This is a genomic window from Robertmurraya kyonggiensis, from assembly GCF_005116465.1.
In the GTDB taxonomy this organism is placed as follows: Bacteria; Bacillota; Bacilli; order Bacillales; family Cytobacillaceae; genus Robertmurraya; species Robertmurraya kyonggiensis.
The window spans coordinates 128,692-146,019 of record NZ_SWBM01000006.1; the positions used below are offsets into that span (position 1 = coordinate 128,692).

Annotated in this window: 19 protein-coding genes and 1 pseudogene; 12 read left to right on the plus strand and 8 right to left on the minus strand. The window is 33.6% G+C overall.

Features of this window, described 5'->3' with window-relative positions; all coding sequences use genetic code 11:
• Positions 1-19 precede the first annotated feature (19 nt).
• The 3 genes from FA727_RS24165 (at position 20) to FA727_RS24170 (ending at position 1,674) form a co-directional block, all read left to right on the plus strand.
• Positions 20-298 (plus strand): hypothetical protein, encoded by a 279-nt coding sequence (locus tag FA727_RS24165; RefSeq protein WP_158318925.1) that lies wholly within the window; start codon positions 20-22, stop codon positions 296-298.
• Between the two features lie 92 nt (positions 299-390).
• On the plus strand, positions 391-1,242 hold the full coding sequence (locus tag FA727_RS19740; protein WP_136833205.1) for an ArdC family protein: 852 nt from the start codon (positions 391-393) through the stop codon (positions 1,240-1,242).
• Between the two features lie 294 nt (positions 1,243-1,536).
• Entirely contained in the window at positions 1,537-1,674 is a 138-nt protein-coding gene (locus FA727_RS24170) for a hypothetical protein (protein WP_158318926.1), read from the plus strand.
• 682 nt (positions 1,675-2,356) lie between these two features.
• Here the strand turns inward: FA727_RS24170 and FA727_RS19755 are convergent.
• The 3 genes and pseudogenes from FA727_RS19755 to FA727_RS19765 all read right to left on the minus strand — a co-directional run.
• Positions 2,357-2,692 carry a hypothetical protein gene (locus FA727_RS19755; RefSeq protein ID WP_136833206.1) on the minus strand — a complete coding sequence of 112 codons (336 nt, stop codon included), beginning with the start codon at positions 2,690-2,692 and terminating at the stop codon, positions 2,357-2,359.
• 166 nt (positions 2,693-2,858) lie between these two features.
• Positions 2,859-4,316, minus strand: coding sequence for a UDP-N-acetylmuramoyl-L-alanyl-D-glutamate--2,6-diaminopimelate ligase (locus FA727_RS19760; protein ID WP_136833208.1), 1,458 nt, complete (start codon positions 4,314-4,316; stop codon positions 2,859-2,861).
• 510 nt (positions 4,317-4,826) lie between these two features.
• A pseudogene (locus FA727_RS19765) lies at positions 4,827-5,202 on the minus strand (ATP-binding protein); the annotation flags it as partial.
• A 242-nt stretch (positions 5,203-5,444) separates the two neighbouring features.
• Between FA727_RS19765 and FA727_RS19770 the strand changes: the two are divergent.
• The 8 genes from FA727_RS19770 to FA727_RS19805 all read left to right on the plus strand — a co-directional run bounded on the left by FA727_RS19770 (position 5,445) and on the right by FA727_RS19805 (position 9,946).
• Positions 5,445-5,705 (plus strand): metal-sensitive transcriptional regulator, encoded by a 261-nt coding sequence (locus FA727_RS19770; protein WP_136833209.1) that lies wholly within the window; start codon positions 5,445-5,447, stop codon positions 5,703-5,705.
• Positions 5,706-5,840: 135 nt separating this feature from the next.
• On the plus strand, positions 5,841-6,323 hold the full coding sequence (locus FA727_RS19775; RefSeq protein WP_194138550.1) for a DsrE/DsrF/DrsH-like family protein: 483 nt from the start codon (positions 5,841-5,843) through the stop codon (positions 6,321-6,323).
• Positions 6,324-6,367: 44 nt separating this feature from the next.
• Positions 6,368-6,727, plus strand: coding sequence for a rhodanese-like domain-containing protein (locus FA727_RS19780; RefSeq protein WP_136833212.1), 360 nt, complete (start codon positions 6,368-6,370; stop codon positions 6,725-6,727).
• A gap of 28 nt (positions 6,728-6,755) precedes the next feature.
• The gene (locus FA727_RS19785; protein WP_136833214.1) at positions 6,756-7,052 is read left to right on the plus strand and encodes a rhodanese-like domain-containing protein; all 297 of its coding nucleotides are present in this window, start codon (positions 6,756-6,758) and stop codon (positions 7,050-7,052) included.
• 54 nt (positions 7,053-7,106) lie between these two features.
• Positions 7,107-7,667 carry a sulfurtransferase TusA family protein gene (locus FA727_RS19790; protein WP_136833216.1) on the plus strand — a complete coding sequence of 187 codons (561 nt, stop codon included), beginning with the start codon at positions 7,107-7,109 and terminating at the stop codon, positions 7,665-7,667.
• A 65-nt stretch (positions 7,668-7,732) separates the two neighbouring features.
• Positions 7,733-8,860: an MBL fold metallo-hydrolase gene (locus FA727_RS19795; protein WP_136833217.1), complete on the plus strand. Its 1,128-nt coding sequence runs from the start codon at positions 7,733-7,735 to the stop codon at positions 8,858-8,860.
• 22 nt (positions 8,861-8,882) lie between these two features.
• Positions 8,883-9,110, plus strand: coding sequence for a sulfurtransferase TusA family protein (locus tag FA727_RS19800; protein WP_136833219.1), 228 nt, complete (start codon positions 8,883-8,885; stop codon positions 9,108-9,110).
• A 59-nt stretch (positions 9,111-9,169) separates the two neighbouring features.
• Positions 9,170-9,946: a sulfite exporter TauE/SafE family protein gene (locus tag FA727_RS19805; protein ID WP_136833220.1), complete on the plus strand. Its 777-nt coding sequence runs from the start codon at positions 9,170-9,172 to the stop codon at positions 9,944-9,946.
• A 215-nt stretch (positions 9,947-10,161) separates the two neighbouring features.
• On the opposite strand, the gene FA727_RS19810 is transcribed toward FA727_RS19805, so the two are convergent.
• The 3 genes from FA727_RS19810 to FA727_RS19825 all read right to left on the minus strand — a co-directional run bounded on the left by FA727_RS19810 (position 10,162) and on the right by FA727_RS19825 (position 14,391).
• On the minus strand, positions 10,162-10,464 hold the full coding sequence (locus FA727_RS19810; RefSeq protein WP_434801644.1) for an SRPBCC family protein: 303 nt from the start codon (positions 10,462-10,464) through the stop codon (positions 10,162-10,164).
• Positions 10,465-10,916: 452 nt separating this feature from the next.
• The gene (gene spoIIP, locus FA727_RS19815; protein WP_158318927.1) at positions 10,917-11,891 is read right to left on the minus strand and encodes a stage II sporulation protein P; all 975 of its coding nucleotides are present in this window, start codon (positions 11,889-11,891) and stop codon (positions 10,917-10,919) included.
• 1,150 nt (positions 11,892-13,041) lie between these two features.
• The gene (locus FA727_RS19825; protein WP_136833224.1) at positions 13,042-14,391 is read right to left on the minus strand and encodes an IS1182 family transposase; all 1,350 of its coding nucleotides are present in this window, start codon (positions 14,389-14,391) and stop codon (positions 13,042-13,044) included.
• A 343-nt stretch (positions 14,392-14,734) separates the two neighbouring features.
• Between FA727_RS19825 and motB the strand changes: the two genes are divergently transcribed.
• Positions 14,735-15,514: a flagellar motor protein MotB gene (gene motB / locus FA727_RS19830; protein WP_136833225.1), complete on the plus strand. Its 780-nt coding sequence runs from the start codon at positions 14,735-14,737 to the stop codon at positions 15,512-15,514.
• A gap of 426 nt (positions 15,515-15,940) precedes the next feature.
• On the opposite strand, the gene FA727_RS19835 is transcribed toward motB, so the two are convergent.
• The gene (locus FA727_RS19835; protein ID WP_136833227.1) at positions 15,941-16,453 is read right to left on the minus strand and encodes a hypothetical protein; all 513 of its coding nucleotides are present in this window, start codon (positions 16,451-16,453) and stop codon (positions 15,941-15,943) included.
• A 130-nt stretch (positions 16,454-16,583) separates the two neighbouring features.
• The gene (locus FA727_RS19840) at positions 16,584-17,327 is read right to left on the minus strand and encodes an amino acid ABC transporter ATP-binding protein (RefSeq protein WP_136833229.1); all 744 of its coding nucleotides are present in this window, start codon (positions 17,325-17,327) and stop codon (positions 16,584-16,586) included.
• Position 17,328 lies beyond the last annotated feature (1 nt).

Consider the following 17,328-nt stretch of genomic DNA (forward strand, 5'->3'; position numbering starts at 1 on the left):
TATGTATAACTGAAAGGACGTGTTTACTATCTCTCAACCATTACGAAACGACGAGAATATTGTTAATATCTCTCGTACTGAGAAGACTCCATATTTTTATATGCTGGTTGATTACGGAGATTGTTATATGTGTTTGCGTTCTAATCGACGAGATTATGCTCTAGACATAGTAAAGACGATTGGTAAAGATGAGATCTCTCCTGAAGAAGCAGAATCATTGCTAGATGAAGGTAGGAAATTCTTTGAACATGCAGATAAAGCCGTACAAAAGTTTTTGGAGAAGTATGGAATCAAATAATTACATGAAGGAAGACTTTTTTATTCACTAATACAGTGAATAAAGAGGTCTTTTTTTTATTTGAAAAAATCATACACTTAGGAGGAATTAATATGACATTTACAAAAACGAAGGAAAATATACAAGAAAAAGTAAAAGAAGCATTTAAACTGATCGAAGAAGGAGTAAAATCTATTACTTCTTCAGACCGATATCAAGAATTCCTTAAATTTTCTTCTCGATTTTATAACTATTCAATCAATAATCAGATTCTCATTTGGGTCCAGAAGCCTAATGCTACATTTGTTGCAGGATTTCAAACGTGGAAGAAGATGGGTAGGCCTGTAAAAAAAGGGGAAAAAGGAATAAGGATTCTTGCACCTGTTCAAGTATCAGTCAACAAAGTGAATGAAGATGGGGAAGAAGAGGTAATTAAGTTTAATAGATATCAAATGATTTCTGTATTTGACATATCTCAGACAAAGGGTGAAGTACCTGTTCCATCGTTACATGAATTTGTAAAAGAAGTTGAAGGGGAAACAGAGCTTTATTCAATGATAAGGGAAATCAGCCCATTTCCAGTTGAAGAATTGGATGATTGTAAAGGAGCTGATGGATACATTTCACTTAAAACAAAAGAAATAAAGATTCTTTCTTCCAACTCAACCGCTCATAAACTGCTAACACTTATTCATGAAATGGCGCATGGATTGCTACATAGTGACAGAAAAAACAAGCCAAGTCGTACTGTAATGGAAATTGAAGCAGAATCAGTTGGATTTATCGTCTGTCATGCATTAGGTATTGATACGTCCGTTAATTCTCTTGGCTATTTAGCAAGTTACGGTGGTAAAGCTACAATGAATTTTGTTGAGGATAGCAAAGAAAGAATTAATCTGACAGCAAAGAAGATCCTTTCTGATTTCGAAAAAACCTATTTACCTAAAGAAGACAATACACAATGAGGACATTCAATTTGCCAAAGATACTATTCTTTGGTTTTTTTTTATTATATACTAGACCCATAGTATTTTTTATTTGCTCTTATGAGCCTGACATTGAAGTTTCAAGCCCTACGGGTACCATTTTCTTTTAAGAGAATTGTATCAGTTGGGCTTTTTTGTGTTCATCAGCAAATATTACATACTAGGAAAATTGTATAGAGTTACTTGTTAAAAGCCTTATTTGAAATGAACACTTATTTCATTTTTGGCTTTTTCTGTTTAAGCAACTCTCAAACACACATAGGAGGAATAAAGATGAAAAATATTCACATTAGGAGCATTTTAACAGTTTCAAAGGAAGAACTATTTGATGAAAAGAGCATAGAATTACTAGAATTCATGACTGGAAACCAACTAACTCCTGAACAATATTGTACGGTGAACCAAAATTGAATACATAAAATAAAAACACTGTATATCAAACATTACAGCGTTTTCCTATGTACCTATTTTTGATTCACCGTACATTATTGGAGATACGTATTGCTTCAACTGTTACACCGACCGTTTTGCAATCACAGAAAGGCTGTCCCCGGAACGAACTGTATAAGTAAAAGTAGTTCTTTCATCAACAACTGTTTCCGGTTCAGGAATCGGTGTTTGTGTTGTTTTTTCCGAATTTCCTGTCGGGCTAGTAAAGTTTGACCTATAGTAATCAGATCGCTATTAAAGTTATTAACTGTTTTCAGTGATTCAACAGTTGTTCCAAAACGTTTAGCAATTACTGATAAGCTGTCTCCAGATACAACCGTATTTTTTGTTGTTTGCTGAGTGGATGGGGGAGTATCTGATAAGGTATTTGTTAATTCACCAATTATGGTCTGAGGTATAATAAGTGTTTGACCGAGACGAGTTGAGCCAGTTAGTAGTCCGTTTGCTTCTTTTATAGAATCAATTGTAGTACCGTATTTTTTGGCTAAAACTGATAAATAATCACCTGTCCCAATTAGATGAAATGCTTTAGGTATTATTAATTGTTGATTTAGACGTAAAGTATCCGAGTTTAGTTTGTTCGCCCTCTTTATACTATCAATTGAGGTGTTGAACTTCCTAGATAAATTCCAAAGCGTATCTCCTAGAGATACCTTATAGTAGATGGAGTTTGATTGTGAAACTGTGAGTTACTAGTAATGGGTTCTTCTGCATGTACAGAAGGTGAGTTAGCTCCCATTAATGGAATAGATGTCACAGCAATCCCACCAATTATTACCTTTACCATGGTTACTTTAACATTTGGATATCGTTCCTTTATAATTTTCTTTGCTAAAGTAACAACATCCTTTTTTTCTCGTGGTATAGTACCTAGTTCATCTGTGAATTCGGATAAATGCTCAGCTGGATAAATGAAGATTGTATATTCATCATTCTCCGAGCTGATTTTCTTGATTTCGTGTCTTTGATAGTAATCCATATACTAACCCCTTTATGATTAAGTAATATTTTATAGTCTCTTACAATTTTTTAATAATCATTCCCCTTGATTAATCATTAAAAATTTCATTTTCTTCTAGGAAAAATTACTAGGGAAAATTAATTACAAAAGACCACCCTCATTAAAAACGAAGGTAGTCTAAACATCAAGATGTAATAGGAATGACTTGAGACTTGAATAAATATTTTATAGTTTCAGTATCAGTTTTAGTTGGTAAAATAAACGGTTCCTTATATAATTCATGCCCTTTTCCAGTAATCACCACGTAATCATCTGCTTTAGCATTTTTCCAGGCATATTCAATGGCTTTTGTACGATCATTAATTATTGTTATTTTGCTATTTCTAAAAATCTTAGCTAATTCATTTAGTTCTGAAATCATACTATCTAAAGCAACACAATTTAGATCATCGATGGTTAAAATAATTTCATCACAAAAATGTGTGGAAATATTCAACATGTCTATTCTTTTAGATATATCTCTTTTCCCCCTAAATCCAAAAATGTGAATTAATTTTCGATGGGGGTAATTTACTACTGCACTCAAAAACTTCTCTAATCCATCAGGAGTATGTGCATAATCAACAACAAAAGTAACATTTGAGTTATTTTTATGAACCTCAAATCTGCCTGAAACACCAGAAAAGGTCATAAAGGATTTTTGAATTGTAGGGACATCCATTCCTATTCTTAATGCAACAGTTATTGCTGCAAGTGCATTTTCAACATTATAATCCCCAGGGATCGGAAGATGAAATTGCCATTCTTCACCTAACCATCTTACTTTATTAAGGGAATCCTTAGTACACGAAAGTAACTGTAAATTATCCTCAGCACTACTTCCATAAGTAAATACAGGAACTCCATCATTCCGCAGTTGCTTTATTAACTTTTTTCCCCAAGAACAATTAGAATTTACAATCGATTCTCCTTTAGTTGTTAACTTTTTAAATAACTTGGCTTTGCTATTAAAGTAATCATCAAGATCCTTATGATAATCCAAGTGTTCATGGGAAAGATTGGTAAAAACAGTAAAGTCAAAACCAATTCCTTCAACTCGTTTTTGGTCTAGGCCATGTGAAGAAACTTCCATTACAACATACTTATCTTTACTTATGCTTAACATTTCTTGCAATTCCAATGAACTTGGAGTAGTTGCTTTTGAACTTGATTCTTGTCCATTAATATAATTAGCCACAGTACTAATCAGAGTGCACGAACGTCTAGAAGTCCTTAAAATATGGTGAAGCATATAAGAGGTTGTTGTTTTTCCATTAGTGCCAGTAATGCCAACCATGTTGTGAGAAGAGGAAGGGAAATTGAAAAACACAGAAGAAAGTAACCCAAGGGCTTCTCTGCCATCGTGTACTTTAAAGAAAGGGACTGATATATTGTCCATTTCTTTTTCACCCACTACAACAGTTGCTCCTCTTAAAATTGCATCTTGAATATAGTTATGTCCATCTTCATTAAACCCTTTTATAGCAACAAACATATCACCTTTACGGATAGTATCGGATTTAAATTTAATACCTTTAATCTCAATGTCAGGAATGTTACTAGTTGTAATATATAGAGGTTCGAGCAATAATTTGAGTTTCATTAATCATAGTAACCTCCTATCGAAAAGTTAATTTGTATATAATAAAAAGCTCTGTAATTAATTTAAATTTCATTTTCAAAAAAATGTTAGATAACTTATGTTTTACAAGTAAAGATTAAATTATTCTTACATAGGGCTTAATACTTTATAGAGACTAACAATTCATTATGTAGAAATTGTGTGTTTTCAATAAGAAGTCCAAGAATTTTATTAGTCATTAAGTAAAATAGTTATTATTAGAAAAATATAAAATTTTTATCTCTTCGATTTAAAATTAATGCAATTTCATAAAATCTCCACAATTGTTTTTTATACTTTTTATGTCCTAGTTTTACGGTTTTGAGATAAAAAATATAGTGTGAATTTTTTCGAATAGGCTGTCCGATATAAATTCGGCATTCTTTTTCAATTTTTATAATAGATTTCACTTAATATTTTTAAAATCTAAAAGTAACAATTCTAAAATTGTAGACGTCAAGTCGAATTTTACACTTTTTGCTCGTTTCCTTTTTACACTTCTGCTGAAAAAATGCTCTTCCGGTTTTTCAACCGATGACTTTCCTCATCCTCTCCACCATGTATGACTTCCACACGATGAAGTAAACGTTCTAAAATAGCTGTCCAATTAAATTACCCCATTCATCTGAACTATTATTTGAAGTCAGGATGATCAACTTCGTTCGTATAAATGATTGATTAAATGAAAAAATAAGTTTGCTTCTCTCTGATCCATCGCCATGTACATCAAATCATCGAAAATCACAAGATCGGCATTTCTAATCAGTTTGAGTTGTACTTTAGATTTATTCAGGTATACTTCTGTCTTTAAAAGCTGTACAAGCTCACCCATTGTAGCGAAGTAAACATAGAATCCTCTGTGAACGGATAGTGGACCATGTTTTTCATGGTCCACTTAATTATGACTGAAAGCAATAAGAAGTTGACGAATATACCTATGAGGGTATATTATGGGTGTGTAACCTATACTAATATCGGTTACTATATTGTTAAGATATTAATAAATAATATTAATAGTATAAATCAAGTAAATATGTTTTAGTATGAATATATGTCTTAAGATGTTCTTAAGATGTTTAATGAACGAAAAGTAAAGGAAGGAGAATAATAATGGAGTACAATGAACAAATAATTAATAGAGTAAAACGTATGGAAGGCCAACTAAGAGGAATCTTAAAGATGATGGAAGAAGGTAAGCATTGTAAAGAAGTGATTACACAATTATCTGCAGTAAGATCTGCTGTTGATCGTACAGTAGGTGTCATCGTTAGTTCCAACTTAGTTGAATGTGTACTAGAGGCTGAAAAAAATGGTGAAAATACAGATGAACTTATTAAAGAAGCTGTCAATCTTTTAGTAAGAAGTAGATAAAAAATGATTGACAGTCATTTTTTTAATTCGTTAGTATACCTATACGGGTATTGGTAATTAAAAAATTGATTCAGTATATTATTATGATCACAAATATACCTATGTGGATATAAATGAAGAACAATAGGAGGAATTATGATGTCAGACAAGAAGCGTACAACGATTATTTTATTTAGTGGAGACTATGATAAAGCAATGGCTGCTTATATTATTGCAAATGGTGCAGCAGCATTCGATCATGAGGTTACAATATTTCATACTTTCTGGGGATTAAATGCCCTTCGAAAAGAAGAGCATGTACCAGTTCAAAAAGGATTTATCGAAAAGATGTTTGCGAAAATGATGCCAAGAGGTGCTGATAAAATGGGCCTCTCAAACATGAACTTTGGTGGATTTGGACCTAAAATGATCAAAAACATTATAAAAAAGCATAACGCTATGCCATTACCACAACTTATTGAAATGGCTCAAGAACAAGATGTTAAATTAGTAGCTTGTACAATGACAATGGATTTACTTGGACTACAACAAGAAGAATTATTAGAGGGTATTGAATACGCTGGTGTGGCTGCTTACTTAGCAGATGCTCAGGAAGGTAATGTAAATTTATTTATCTAATATAGTAGGGTAATTTTCCCTTGTTTTAGATTGGAGGTATCAGAATGGAATACGTAAACTACATGCTATTAGTTCTTGTCATGTTCTTTATCATAAGACGAATTCTTGGAGTAAAAGGGATAAAAAATATTACTACAGCTGAACTAAAAAATCAGCTTAATGATGTAAATAAACAATATATTGATGTAAGAACTCCAGCAGAGTATAAGGCAAACAATATTCAAGGTTTTAAGAATATCCCACTTCAACAATTACCAAAAAAATTAAATGAACTATCAAAAGATAAAGAAGTAATAATTATTTGCCAAAGTGGTATGAGAAGTAACAAAGCAAGTACGATCCTTAAAAAGAATGGTTTTACGCAAGTAACAAATGTTAGAGGCGGAATGAGCACCTGGTCATAAAAAATAAACGATAAGGAGGCATTTTAAAATGAAAGAAATTAGTGTAAAAGAAGTAGAAACATTATTAGATGATGGTATTGAGTTAAATTTAATAGATGTTAGAGAAGTTGAGGAAGTAGCTGCTGAGAAAATTCCTGGAGTAATCAATATCCCACTTGGTTTACTTGAGTTTCGCATGCATGAATTTGATAAATCGAAAGAACATATCATGATTTGTCGCTCAGGTGGAAGAAGTGGTCGTGCTACTCAATTTCTAGGCAATCATGGATTCAATGTAATTAATATGACTGGTGGTATGCTTGCTTGGGAAGGTAAGGTTGAATAATTTTTTTACAAAAAACAATACCCCATAGAGTATAAATGGGTTGGAGGTTATCGTATGAAAGCAAATGTCATTCTTGATGCAAAAGGGCTCGCGTGTCCAATGCCGATTGTTAAAACGAAAAAAGTAATGAATGAACTAGAACCAGGTCATGTTATCGAAGTTCAAGCAACAGATAAAGGCTCTAAAGCAGATATCAAAGCCTGGGCAGAAAGCACAGGTCATCAATATTTAGGAACGCTTGAAGAAGGTGAAGTTTTAAAGCATTATTTAAGAAAATCTTCTAATGAAGAAAAAGAAGAAAGAAAACATCCACATGTTATAAGTAATGAAGAATTAGAAAAACGTTTAGAAAGCAATGACAATATTGTTGTACTAGATGTTAGAGAATCAGCTGAATATGGATTTAATCATATTCCAAGTACCCTCTCTATTCCACTTGGTGAATTAGAAGCACGTATGGATGAATTAAATAAGGACACAGAAATCTTCATTGTGTGCCGAACTGGGAACCGAAGTGATCTTGCCGCTCAAAAGCTAACGGAAAAAGGTTTTACAACTGTATTTAATGTAGTCCCGGGAATGATGTATTGGACTGGTAAAACGACAAGTATTTAATCATTCCGGATAAAACAAAAAGTAAAAGTTTTTTAATAAAAACATACCTAGGGGGGTAAGGTGAAGTGGCAGTAAAACCAATGACATCAAAGGAAGTTGCCAAAAAGGTAATGAATAAAGAGCCATTCTTTATTCTAGACGTAAGAAACGAAGGTGATTTCGCTGATTGGAAAATTGAAGGTGAAAACTTTGACTACTTCAATATCCCATATTTTGAATTGCTTGATGGGGTAGAAGTGATTATGGATAAAATCCCTACTGATAAAGAAGTATTGGTCGTGTGCGCAAAAGAAGGATCTTCCGTAATGATAGCTGAGTTCTTATCGGAAGCTGGTTTATCCGTTTCATATCTTGTTGGAGGTATGAAGGCATGGAGTGAACATTTAGAGCCAATTAATATTGGTAACTTAAAAGACGGTGGAGAAATTTATCAATTCGTCCGTCTTGGTAAGGGATGCTTATCATACATGGTAGTATCAAATGGTGAAGCAGCTATTATTGATTCTACACGTATGACAAATGTTTACATTGATTTTGCAAATAGCATTAATGCAAAAATTACACACGTATTTGATACTCATCTTCATGCTGACCACATCTCTGGTGGTAGAGTAATTGCTGAAATGACACATGCAACTTACTGGTTGCCACCAAAGGATGCTGCGGAAGTCACATTTGAATATCGAGCTTTAGAAGATGGAACTGAAGTAACGATTGGAACCACAGCAATCAACATTCATGCGTTATATTCACCAGGACACACAATCGGATCAACCACTTTCGTAGTTGATGATCAATACCTATTATCCGGGGATACTTTATTCATTGATTCAATCGGAAGACCTGACTTAGCTGGTTTAGCAGAAGATTGGGTAGCTGACTTAAGAGAAAGCTTATACAAGCGTTATAGAGAATTATCTGAAGAATTAGTAGTTCTTCCAGCACACTTTATGATTTTAGAAGAACTAAACGAAGATGGAAGTGTAGCAGAAAAACTAGGTACGTTATTCGCTAAAAACCATGGTTTAAACATTGAAGACGAAGAAGTATTTAGAAAGTTGGTTACCGAAAACTTACCACCACAACCAAATGCTTACCAAGAAATTCGTGAAACAAATATGGGGAAAATCAACCCAGATGAAGAAAAGCAACGTGAAATGGAAATCGGACCTAACCGTTGTGCGGTTCGCTAAGAAATAGGAGGAGGAATTATTAATGGAAGCAACAAAAGTAGTAGATGCAAAGGGACTAGCATGCCCAATGCCAATCGTAAAAACAAAAAAGGCTATGAATGAACTTGAAACTGGACAAGTTCTAGAGATTCATGCAACAGATAAAGGGGCAAAAAATGACCTTGCTGCTTGGGCGAAGTCTGGAGGACACGAATTAATGAAACATGAAGAAGAAAGTGATGTATTAAAGTTTTGGATTAAAAAAGGTTGATTGATATAAGGGGACCACGTTAGGTTCCCTTTAATCTTATTTAAAAAGGAGGGTTGGAAATGGATTATGCATTTATTATTACCATATTTCTAATTGGATTTATTGGTTCCTATATTTCAGGGATGCTAGGGATAGGAGGCTCCATCATTAAATATCCAATGCTTCTTTATATTCCACCGTTGTTTGGACTTGCTGCTTTTTCAGCACACGAAGTATCTGGAATTAGTGCCATTCAAGTGTTCTTTGCAACAATTGGAGGAGTATGGGCATATCGAAAAGGTGGATATTTAAATATAACTCTTTTTATTTATATGGGTTCAGCTATTTTAATTGGTAGTTTCATAGGTGGATTTGGTTCGAAAATGATGTCCGAAGGTGGCATTAATGTTATTTATGGAATGCTTGCATTAATAGCGGCTGTTTTGATGTTTGTACCTAAGAAGGGAATCGATGATATTCCATTTGATCAAGTAAAGTTCAACAAATGGCTGGCAGCAATACTCGCATTAATAGTTGGTATAGGAGCAGGTATTGTTGGAGCTGCGGGAGCATTTTTATTAGTTCCAATTATGTTAGTTGTATTAAAGATTCCAACCAGAATGACCATTGCCAGCTCTTTAGCGATTACGTTTATTTCGTCAATTGGGGCTACTATAGGCAAGATTTCTACAGGCCAAATTGATTACTTCCCTGCATTTATCATGATAATTGCGAGCTTAATCGCATCTCCACTAGGAGCGATGGCAGGCAAGAAAGTAAATACAAAAGTATTACAAGTAATACTAGCGATATTAATTGCAGCAACAGCAATAAAAATTTGGATCGACATTCTATAGAAGCTTGATTAATCGCAAAGTACAGCCCTTGAGCTGTGCTTTTTTACTACTTAAATGTGTAGTAGAGGGCTTAATACGGACGAGGAACTTAATTTAGTAAGAATATGATTTTGAAATAAGGGGTGATTATTTAATAGGAAGGTGGCTTTTGTCTTATTCAAGTAACGCACAGGTTTGTTAAGTAACAAAATGAAAAAACATTAATCTATAATATTTCAGGGTTGGCAACATAAATTTCCTTCGCCCTTTTCTAGAGCAGATTTTAGACTATCAAGAACACCTGACCAAGCCATTTGGTGCGAGTTAATTGCTTCAGTCCAGTCCTCATTCTCTTTAAATCCATTTTGTTCAACCATAACTTTTGTAGAATTATCATTGATTGATTTTAAACTTACTTTAACATTTGATAATTCATTTTCATCGTTCATTAATGTCTCAAATTGGTCTGGAGCTTTCCAAGTAAAATGCAACTCTTTTTCATTTATTAGTTTTGTGATCTTACAACCTTTAGTATTCATACCTTCACTATTACCAGGTATAAAATAAAGTTCATATGCACCACCTCCATAGCCTCTACTATAGCTTCAGGTGCAAACCATTCAGAAACTCTTTCAGAGATTGTCCAGGCAAACCATACTAAATTTAATGGTGCATTAATAGTTACCTCTTTAATAATAGCTTTTTCGTTTTTAGTTTTTTGTCAAAGATACCTCTCCTTTTGTAAAATTATTACACTTAAAATAGTAACATTATTGGTAATTTTCAGAAGGGATTATACTCTTATTATCTTTTCTTTAACTAAAGCGTTCTGTTTATCGATTTAAGGAATTATTCCATTAGCCACCAATGGAACACGCTTTTTCGTTGGATAGTGGATAGTCACAACAAAAGGAAATATAAAAACGCATTGACATAATCAATGCGTGTAACTTCTACTAAAATTGTAATTTACTTTTATTAATCTAAGCTTCTAATGCTTCGAATTCCAATAATACTGACCTATTACATATCCTAAAACATCAGCTGTACGGTATAACTCATCTATAGTATTATCTACACCACCAATTTCTATAATTACGCTGTTTGGTGTAAGATCTTGATTATAAATTCCGTTCCCTTGGGTAGTATCTTTAATGATTACTCCCCTTGATAAACCAGGGTATGATTTATTTATTAAATCATTTAGTGAATTTGTAAAAGCCAAGTTTTTTTCATAATTTTTATGTCCGCTACCAACAACAAATAATATTTTAGCAAAGGGCTCACCATTAATTTCTTGCGTTGTATATTTCTTTGGTAGAGAATCTCTGTGTATATCAAAAAGCATTTCTAAGTTACGGTTTTCCCTTTTTTCTTGGATTACAAGCTCTCTGGACATTTGATATGAGCTATTAAAGTTCAGACCTCTTGAGTTCAGCATTGTAATAATATCTGTTTGATCTACAGAGTTCCAAACTCCATTAAACTTTAATGCTGATCCTAAACGTTCTCCAATAAGGCTTACATTAAACTCTGAATGATAAGCTTCTTCAGGTTTTGTCCCTTCACTAAAATAAGGTAAAAAGGACTCTCGGTTATGTGAAAAATAAATGAAAGCTACCTCTTTTCCAAATGTACTGTGAAATTCCCCATGTTCAATTTTAGGTGTTTTTATTTCCATATCCTTTAAACTATCAATCTTTTTTTGATTTATAGTTGCATTCTTTTTTAGTGAATCAATATCCGGTTCTAATTCCTGTGATATTTTATTATCGAGACTTTTACTAGGGTTTATTTTTGATTCTGATGAAGAAGAGGCAGAGGTTTCGCCTTTAACGTCATTTGTATTACTAATTTTTTCCGATTTACTATTAGCTCTATTTGTTTTCGCTTTATCCAAGTCCTCATCTTCTTTATTAATAATTTTTGCATATTCATTTAAGTTCATGTTAATTTTCTTTGCCAAGTGATGAGTAGATTCCTTAATAAGGATATTTCCGATATATATTAATAGAAAGAGTAAGAGTGTAGTAGATATTAATAATAACCAGCTAATTTTTCTTATGGATAAATTTTTCATTTTCCACCTCGATTACGGATAAGTATTGACTATTATATTATCGGTAGCTAGTTTGCTTTATTTAGAGAAAGAGTTCACAGGCGATCTTATAATTTAGTCTGCTCTTGGATAAATAGTATAATTTATTGCGTGTCCTCATATAAATTTTAATAAATGTGAGGATGTTTGTTTTGACAAATCCATTGATATTTATTTCTATAACTTTATTGACACTTGCGATAAATTGGTACAAAAATAATTTGTCGTATAGAAATCACACCAATGTCTGGAATGATGACTGCTACGGCATCTGTAGTGATGAATGCTCTATCAATTGGTGTAATGAAAGGAATATTATTTAAGAAGATTTATTTCTTTATGCTATTCTTATTAACTATATCTTTGTTTGTAATTGCAAATAAGACAAAGAAAATGACTTAGCTAAGAATAAATACTTACCGAGTATTAATCTCATGATAATATGAGTCTATTATTTCACCTAGCATACCCCATCAAGTAATGCCATAAAACCTACTGATATCCCTGAAAGTCCACCAACATTTATTCCGACACTAGCATTAGAGAATACAGATGAAATTGAACATGACTTGAAACTATTAACCGATAATGTAAAAGTATATTCCCTAGTGAAGTAGCATGAGCATAATGAAACAAAATCAGTGCACATTCATGCTAAACCCAAGAGTACTAATAAAATGACATTCGTTGTACTTGAGGAGGGTGCGTATAATTTTATATGTACTATTACTGGTCACGAAAAAGCTGGTATGTATGGATCTAATAGAGTTATTTAAACAACCCTTAAGGGTTGTTTAAGAGTGTCGACAAAAGCCATCGAGAGGCAACCTCTCGATGGCTTTTGTCATTTTTGGATAGTTGGCTGTAAAAATCCATTGATTTCCGCTCCGGGCACTTGCTTTCCGGGGGGGCGGGCGGTGAACTTCCTCGTCGCAGTCGCTCCTGCGGGATTTCACCTGTCCCGCACATCCCCCAGGAGTCAAGCACCCTCCACTCCAATCAACTAGTTTGGCTCGACTCAAGTAGTTAGCCAAGTCCAAGTCGCCATCTTTTTTAAGTTCATGGCAGCAAAAGTAAGCATCGCCTGCATAGACAATTTTTTAAGACCTCGTAAGGTTGTCCATCGCATTCCATGCTTTTCTTTCGCATCCGCAAAAACACGTTCAATCGTCTCTTTACGTTTCGCGTATATCTGTTTGATTTCTTCATTGTGACGTAAATGTTCTGCCTCTTCTATGTAAGCTTCCCAAATATGACGTTGTATAAGCTTTTGATGGTTTTTACTTTCAGTGCACTTCGAAAGAAACGGACATTCTGCACAAATCGATGGATTGGATTTATATTGCTTATATCCTTCCTTCGTTGTCGTCGTGTATTTCAAAACCTGCCCTTGTGGGCAGAGGTAACAATCATAATACTCATCATAGACATAATCATGTTTTCGGAAGAAACCATCTTTCGTTTTTGGACGCGTGTAAGGGAGGACAGGTAACATCTGGTTCTCTAATAGAAAGTTCGTGATTGCGGGAGTTTTATAAGCTGCGTCAGCAGCTACTGCGAGTGGTTTCTTTACCTTTTCTAAAACCTTCTCGACAAGCGGTTGTAACATATGACTATCATGTACATTCCCCGGAGTCACTATCGTGCCTAACACAAACCCTTTTTCATCCGTGGTTGTATGGAACGAGTAGGCAAACTGTTTGGTACGTTCATCTTTCACATAGTAGCCACTTTCAGGGTCAGTCGTACTTTCCTTAATTTCTTTCCACTCTTCTTTTTCGAATTTCTCAGGAGGAAATGGCTTTTTTCCATGTTCTTCGCGATCTAAATTGAGTTCCAATTGAAGTTTCTCTTCATAGGCGCGAGTTTCCTTTCGAACAACTTTCTTATCAAACTTGCGTTTATTCGCACTGGCTTTTACATGTGTGGAATCTAAGAAAATATGGTCAGCAGACAACAATCCTTTATCCATAATCTCCTTCAAAATATGATAGAAGATGTTCTCGAACACATCGGTATCGTGAAAGCGACGCTCATAATTTTTACCGAAGGTAGAGAAGTGAGGAACTTCAGTGTAGAAACCAAATCCTAGAAACCAACGATAGGCCATGTTTGTTTCAATTTCTTTTATGGTTTGGCGCATGGAACGAATCCCAAATATGTATTGGATGAAAATCATCTTAAAAAGAACTACTGGATCGATACTTGGACGCCCAACCCCTGAATATAAGTTTTCAACCAAGGGATAGATGAACGAAAAATCAATAGCTACCTCAAGCTTGCGCACTAGATGATCGTCAGGAACTAATTGATCTATCGTCAGTATTTCTAATTGCGCACGGTCATTTGATTGGTTTCTCGTCATCATGGTACGTCACCTCGAAAATTATTTATCCTACTTGAAGTTGATTGGAACGGAGGGTGGCGACTCCTGCGGGAAAAGCGGGAAAGTCGAGACCCTGGACTGAGCGTAGCGAGGGAAGCGGCTCGGCCCCGCCCGCGGAAAGCGCCACCCGGAGTGGAAATCAACCTATACTATCTATCATAATTCTATTTTAAAAGAAAAAAGACAGTAGGCAAACTGAAATCCTTCGAGTTTGTCTACAGTCTGAAACAACCCTTAAGGGTTGTTTTTTTGTGTGAAATACATTTTTTCTCCACAATTTAGTTCTATAATCTTAACAAATATAACTCATCAAGGGGACTGGGTAATGATAAGAAGACATAAGAAAAATCATAACGGTGAAGACCATATAGATGAAACATGGTTAATACCGTATGCAGACTTACTCACATTATTATTAGCGCTTTTTATTATGTTATTTGCAAGTAGTTCAATTGATGCAGTGAAATTTAAACAACTTGCAGATTCTCTTAATAGCTCGATTAACGGTGGAACAGGGATGATGGACTATCCTAGTCCTATACCTAAAGAGCAAAATCAATCCTTAAATAAAGAAGATGCTAAAAATGAAAACAACAAAAAACCTGAATTAGAAGATCAAAAATTAACTGAGTTACAGACTAAAATTAATAATTATATTAATGAAAAAAAGTTAAACAATGAGATTAAGGCAGAACTAAATGAGGATGGTTTGTTAATAACAATCCTAAATGGAGCACTATTTGATGAAGGAAAAGCAGACATAAAAATAGATAAACAATATATTATTCGCGAGATATCTAACTTATTAGTTTCTGAGAGCGAAAGAAAGATAATTATAGCTGGGCACACTGATAATACACCAATACAAAATTCATCCTTTGATTCGAACTGGGACTTAAGTGGAATACGTTCTGTAAATTTTTTATCTATTTTACTGGAAAATAATAAACTCAATCCTGACCGATTTAGTGTACAAGGATTCGGTGAATATAAGCCAATTGAAACAAACTCTACAGTAGAGGGACGTGCAAAAAATAGGCGTGTTGAATTATTGATAGTAGCGAATAATTATGTACTTACCAATATTAGGCGGAGAACAGTTTGAAGATTATTATTTGGAATCGGAAAATTTCCAATTCATTCACTGTATTTCTTGGAGTTTGCGGGATACAATTTCTCTAGCAATCTTCGGACAGGCAGTTTGAAGAATTACTTGTTCACTTAAAGGAAGTAAGGAAAGCATACGATTTATATAATGGGGGAAAAATAAAAGGGCATATTCCAAGGTGGGATTTCTACTATTTGAATAGCTAAATTTCCCCCATTGCATTGGGAATTAATTGTTTATTGTATTTAGATTTTTAAAAAAGGAACAATCAATGCGTAAACTTTACATATATAAATTTGACATATCAAATATAAAGTACAAAGACATACCTAAAAATACTAATAAATTTTTAGTTTTTTTGATTTAAATTACTACTTTTAGATTTGGACCTTTTAGAGTGAAAGTGTTTTTTCTACTTTTTTCTTATACTAAATGATGGAATTCACTTACGATTTTCATTTGGTTTTCTTTGGTTGACAACTGTGGTTTTTCATTAAACAAATTAGAAATAAACATTGAATACATTTCTTGAACCTTTGCTTGTTGTATTGCCATTTGTATGTGTATATCTTTTACATGTTTATCCTTCATCATTAGTGCTGAAATAAAGTTGTCATTTGCCATAGATTTTGCTGTAGATCTTCCTTCTATGGCTAGATATTTATCTTGACTATTTTTATTTGTTTGACCTTCATGAATAGATGTCACTATTGTTAAATCTATAGGAGCAAGCTGAACAGAACCTTTTCTACTTGGATCTAATAAGCTTAACATTACTCTAACGTGATCTTTCATTAACATAAATTGTTTACTAAATATCTGTTTTAGTGCAGGATGCTCAGCAAGATTGTAATATAGACTTAATTTATACAATACACCTTCGTGTGTAGTCAAATGTTCATTCATTAATTGAACATCAATTGCAGGTAAAATCATTTAAGTTCCTCCTTTTAATTTTTAGGTACTCATCTTAAAATATGAGGAACTTCTGGATGTGTGTTCGAAGAAAAAAGTTTCAGAATCGTAAAAACTCCCTAAATAAGAGTTCTAAAGGGAGTATGCAAGATTAATATTGTTTATTTAAAAATGCTTTAGTTCGATCTAACTGTGGATTATCAAATAATTGTTCAGTTGAACCGTTCTCTAGGATATAACCATTGTCCATAAAAATGATTTTGTTTGCTACTTCTTTAGCAAATTCCATTTCGTGAGTTACGATTATCATAGTCATACGCTCTTCTGCAAGAAGTTTAATAACTTTTAATACTTCTCCTGTTAATTCAGGATCAAGTGCAGATGTAGGCTCATCAAACAATAAAATTTCGGGTTCCATCATTAGTGCTCGGGCTATTGCCACTCGTTGTTTTTGCCCCCCTGACAATTTGGATGGATATACATCCTTTTTATCTGTTAAACCAATCTTTTCTAATAACTCCATACTTTTATTGTGAACATCGGTAATACCCTTACCAGCGACAACCTTAGGTGCGATCTCCAAATTTTCAATAACAGTTAAATTAGGAAAAAGGTTAAAATGTTGAAAAACCATACCCATGTTTCTTGTTATTTTTTTTACATCTTGAGAGTTGGAATATTTTCCATTTTTAACAAGATAGTCTCCGTTAATTCGAATATCTCCATTATCAACTCTCTCTAGATTAATTAAACTTCTAAGCATTGTACTCTTACCTGACCCAGATGGTCCAATTACGGCAACCACCTCTTGTTTATTTACTTCAAAACTTATATTTTTTAAAACTTCTATATTACCAAACGATTTTTTTATATTAGAAACATGAATGATACTCACT

Coding starts and splice junctions, on each gene's coding strand:
- FA727_RS19755 (WP_136833206.1), bottom strand. CDS start 2,692: ATGGATTACTATCAAAGACACGAAATCAAGAAAATCAGCTCGGAGAAT.
- FA727_RS19825 (WP_136833224.1), bottom strand. CDS start 14,391: ATGATGACGAGAAACCAATCAAATGACCGTGCGCAATTAGAAATACTG.
- FA727_RS19740 (WP_136833205.1), top strand. CDS start 391: ATGACATTTACAAAAACGAAGGAAAATATACAAGAAAAAGTAAAAGAA.
- FA727_RS19760 (WP_136833208.1), bottom strand. CDS start 4,316: ATGAAACTCAAATTATTGCTCGAACCTCTATATATTACAACTAGTAAC.
- FA727_RS19775 (WP_194138550.1), top strand. CDS start 5,841: ATGATGTCAGACAAGAAGCGTACAACGATTATTTTATTTAGTGGAGAC.
- FA727_RS19800 (WP_136833219.1), top strand. CDS start 8,883: ATGGAAGCAACAAAAGTAGTAGATGCAAAGGGACTAGCATGCCCAATG.
- FA727_RS24170 (WP_158318926.1), top strand. CDS start 1,537: ATGAAAAATATTCACATTAGGAGCATTTTAACAGTTTCAAAGGAAGAA.
- FA727_RS19790 (WP_136833216.1), top strand. CDS start 7,107: ATGAAAGCAAATGTCATTCTTGATGCAAAAGGGCTCGCGTGTCCAATG.
- motB (WP_136833225.1), top strand. CDS start 14,735: ATGATAAGAAGACATAAGAAAAATCATAACGGTGAAGACCATATAGAT.
- FA727_RS19780 (WP_136833212.1), top strand. CDS start 6,368: ATGGAATACGTAAACTACATGCTATTAGTTCTTGTCATGTTCTTTATC.
- FA727_RS19785 (WP_136833214.1), top strand. CDS start 6,756: ATGAAAGAAATTAGTGTAAAAGAAGTAGAAACATTATTAGATGATGGT.
- FA727_RS19835 (WP_136833227.1), bottom strand. CDS start 16,453: ATGATTTTACCTGCAATTGATGTTCAATTAATGAATGAACATTTGACT.
- FA727_RS19810 (WP_434801644.1), bottom strand. CDS start 10,464: ATGAATACTAAAGGTTGTAAGATCACAAAACTAATAAATGAAAAAGAG.
- FA727_RS19805 (WP_136833220.1), top strand. CDS start 9,170: ATGGATTATGCATTTATTATTACCATATTTCTAATTGGATTTATTGGT.
- FA727_RS19770 (WP_136833209.1), top strand. CDS start 5,445: ATGGAGTACAATGAACAAATAATTAATAGAGTAAAACGTATGGAAGGC.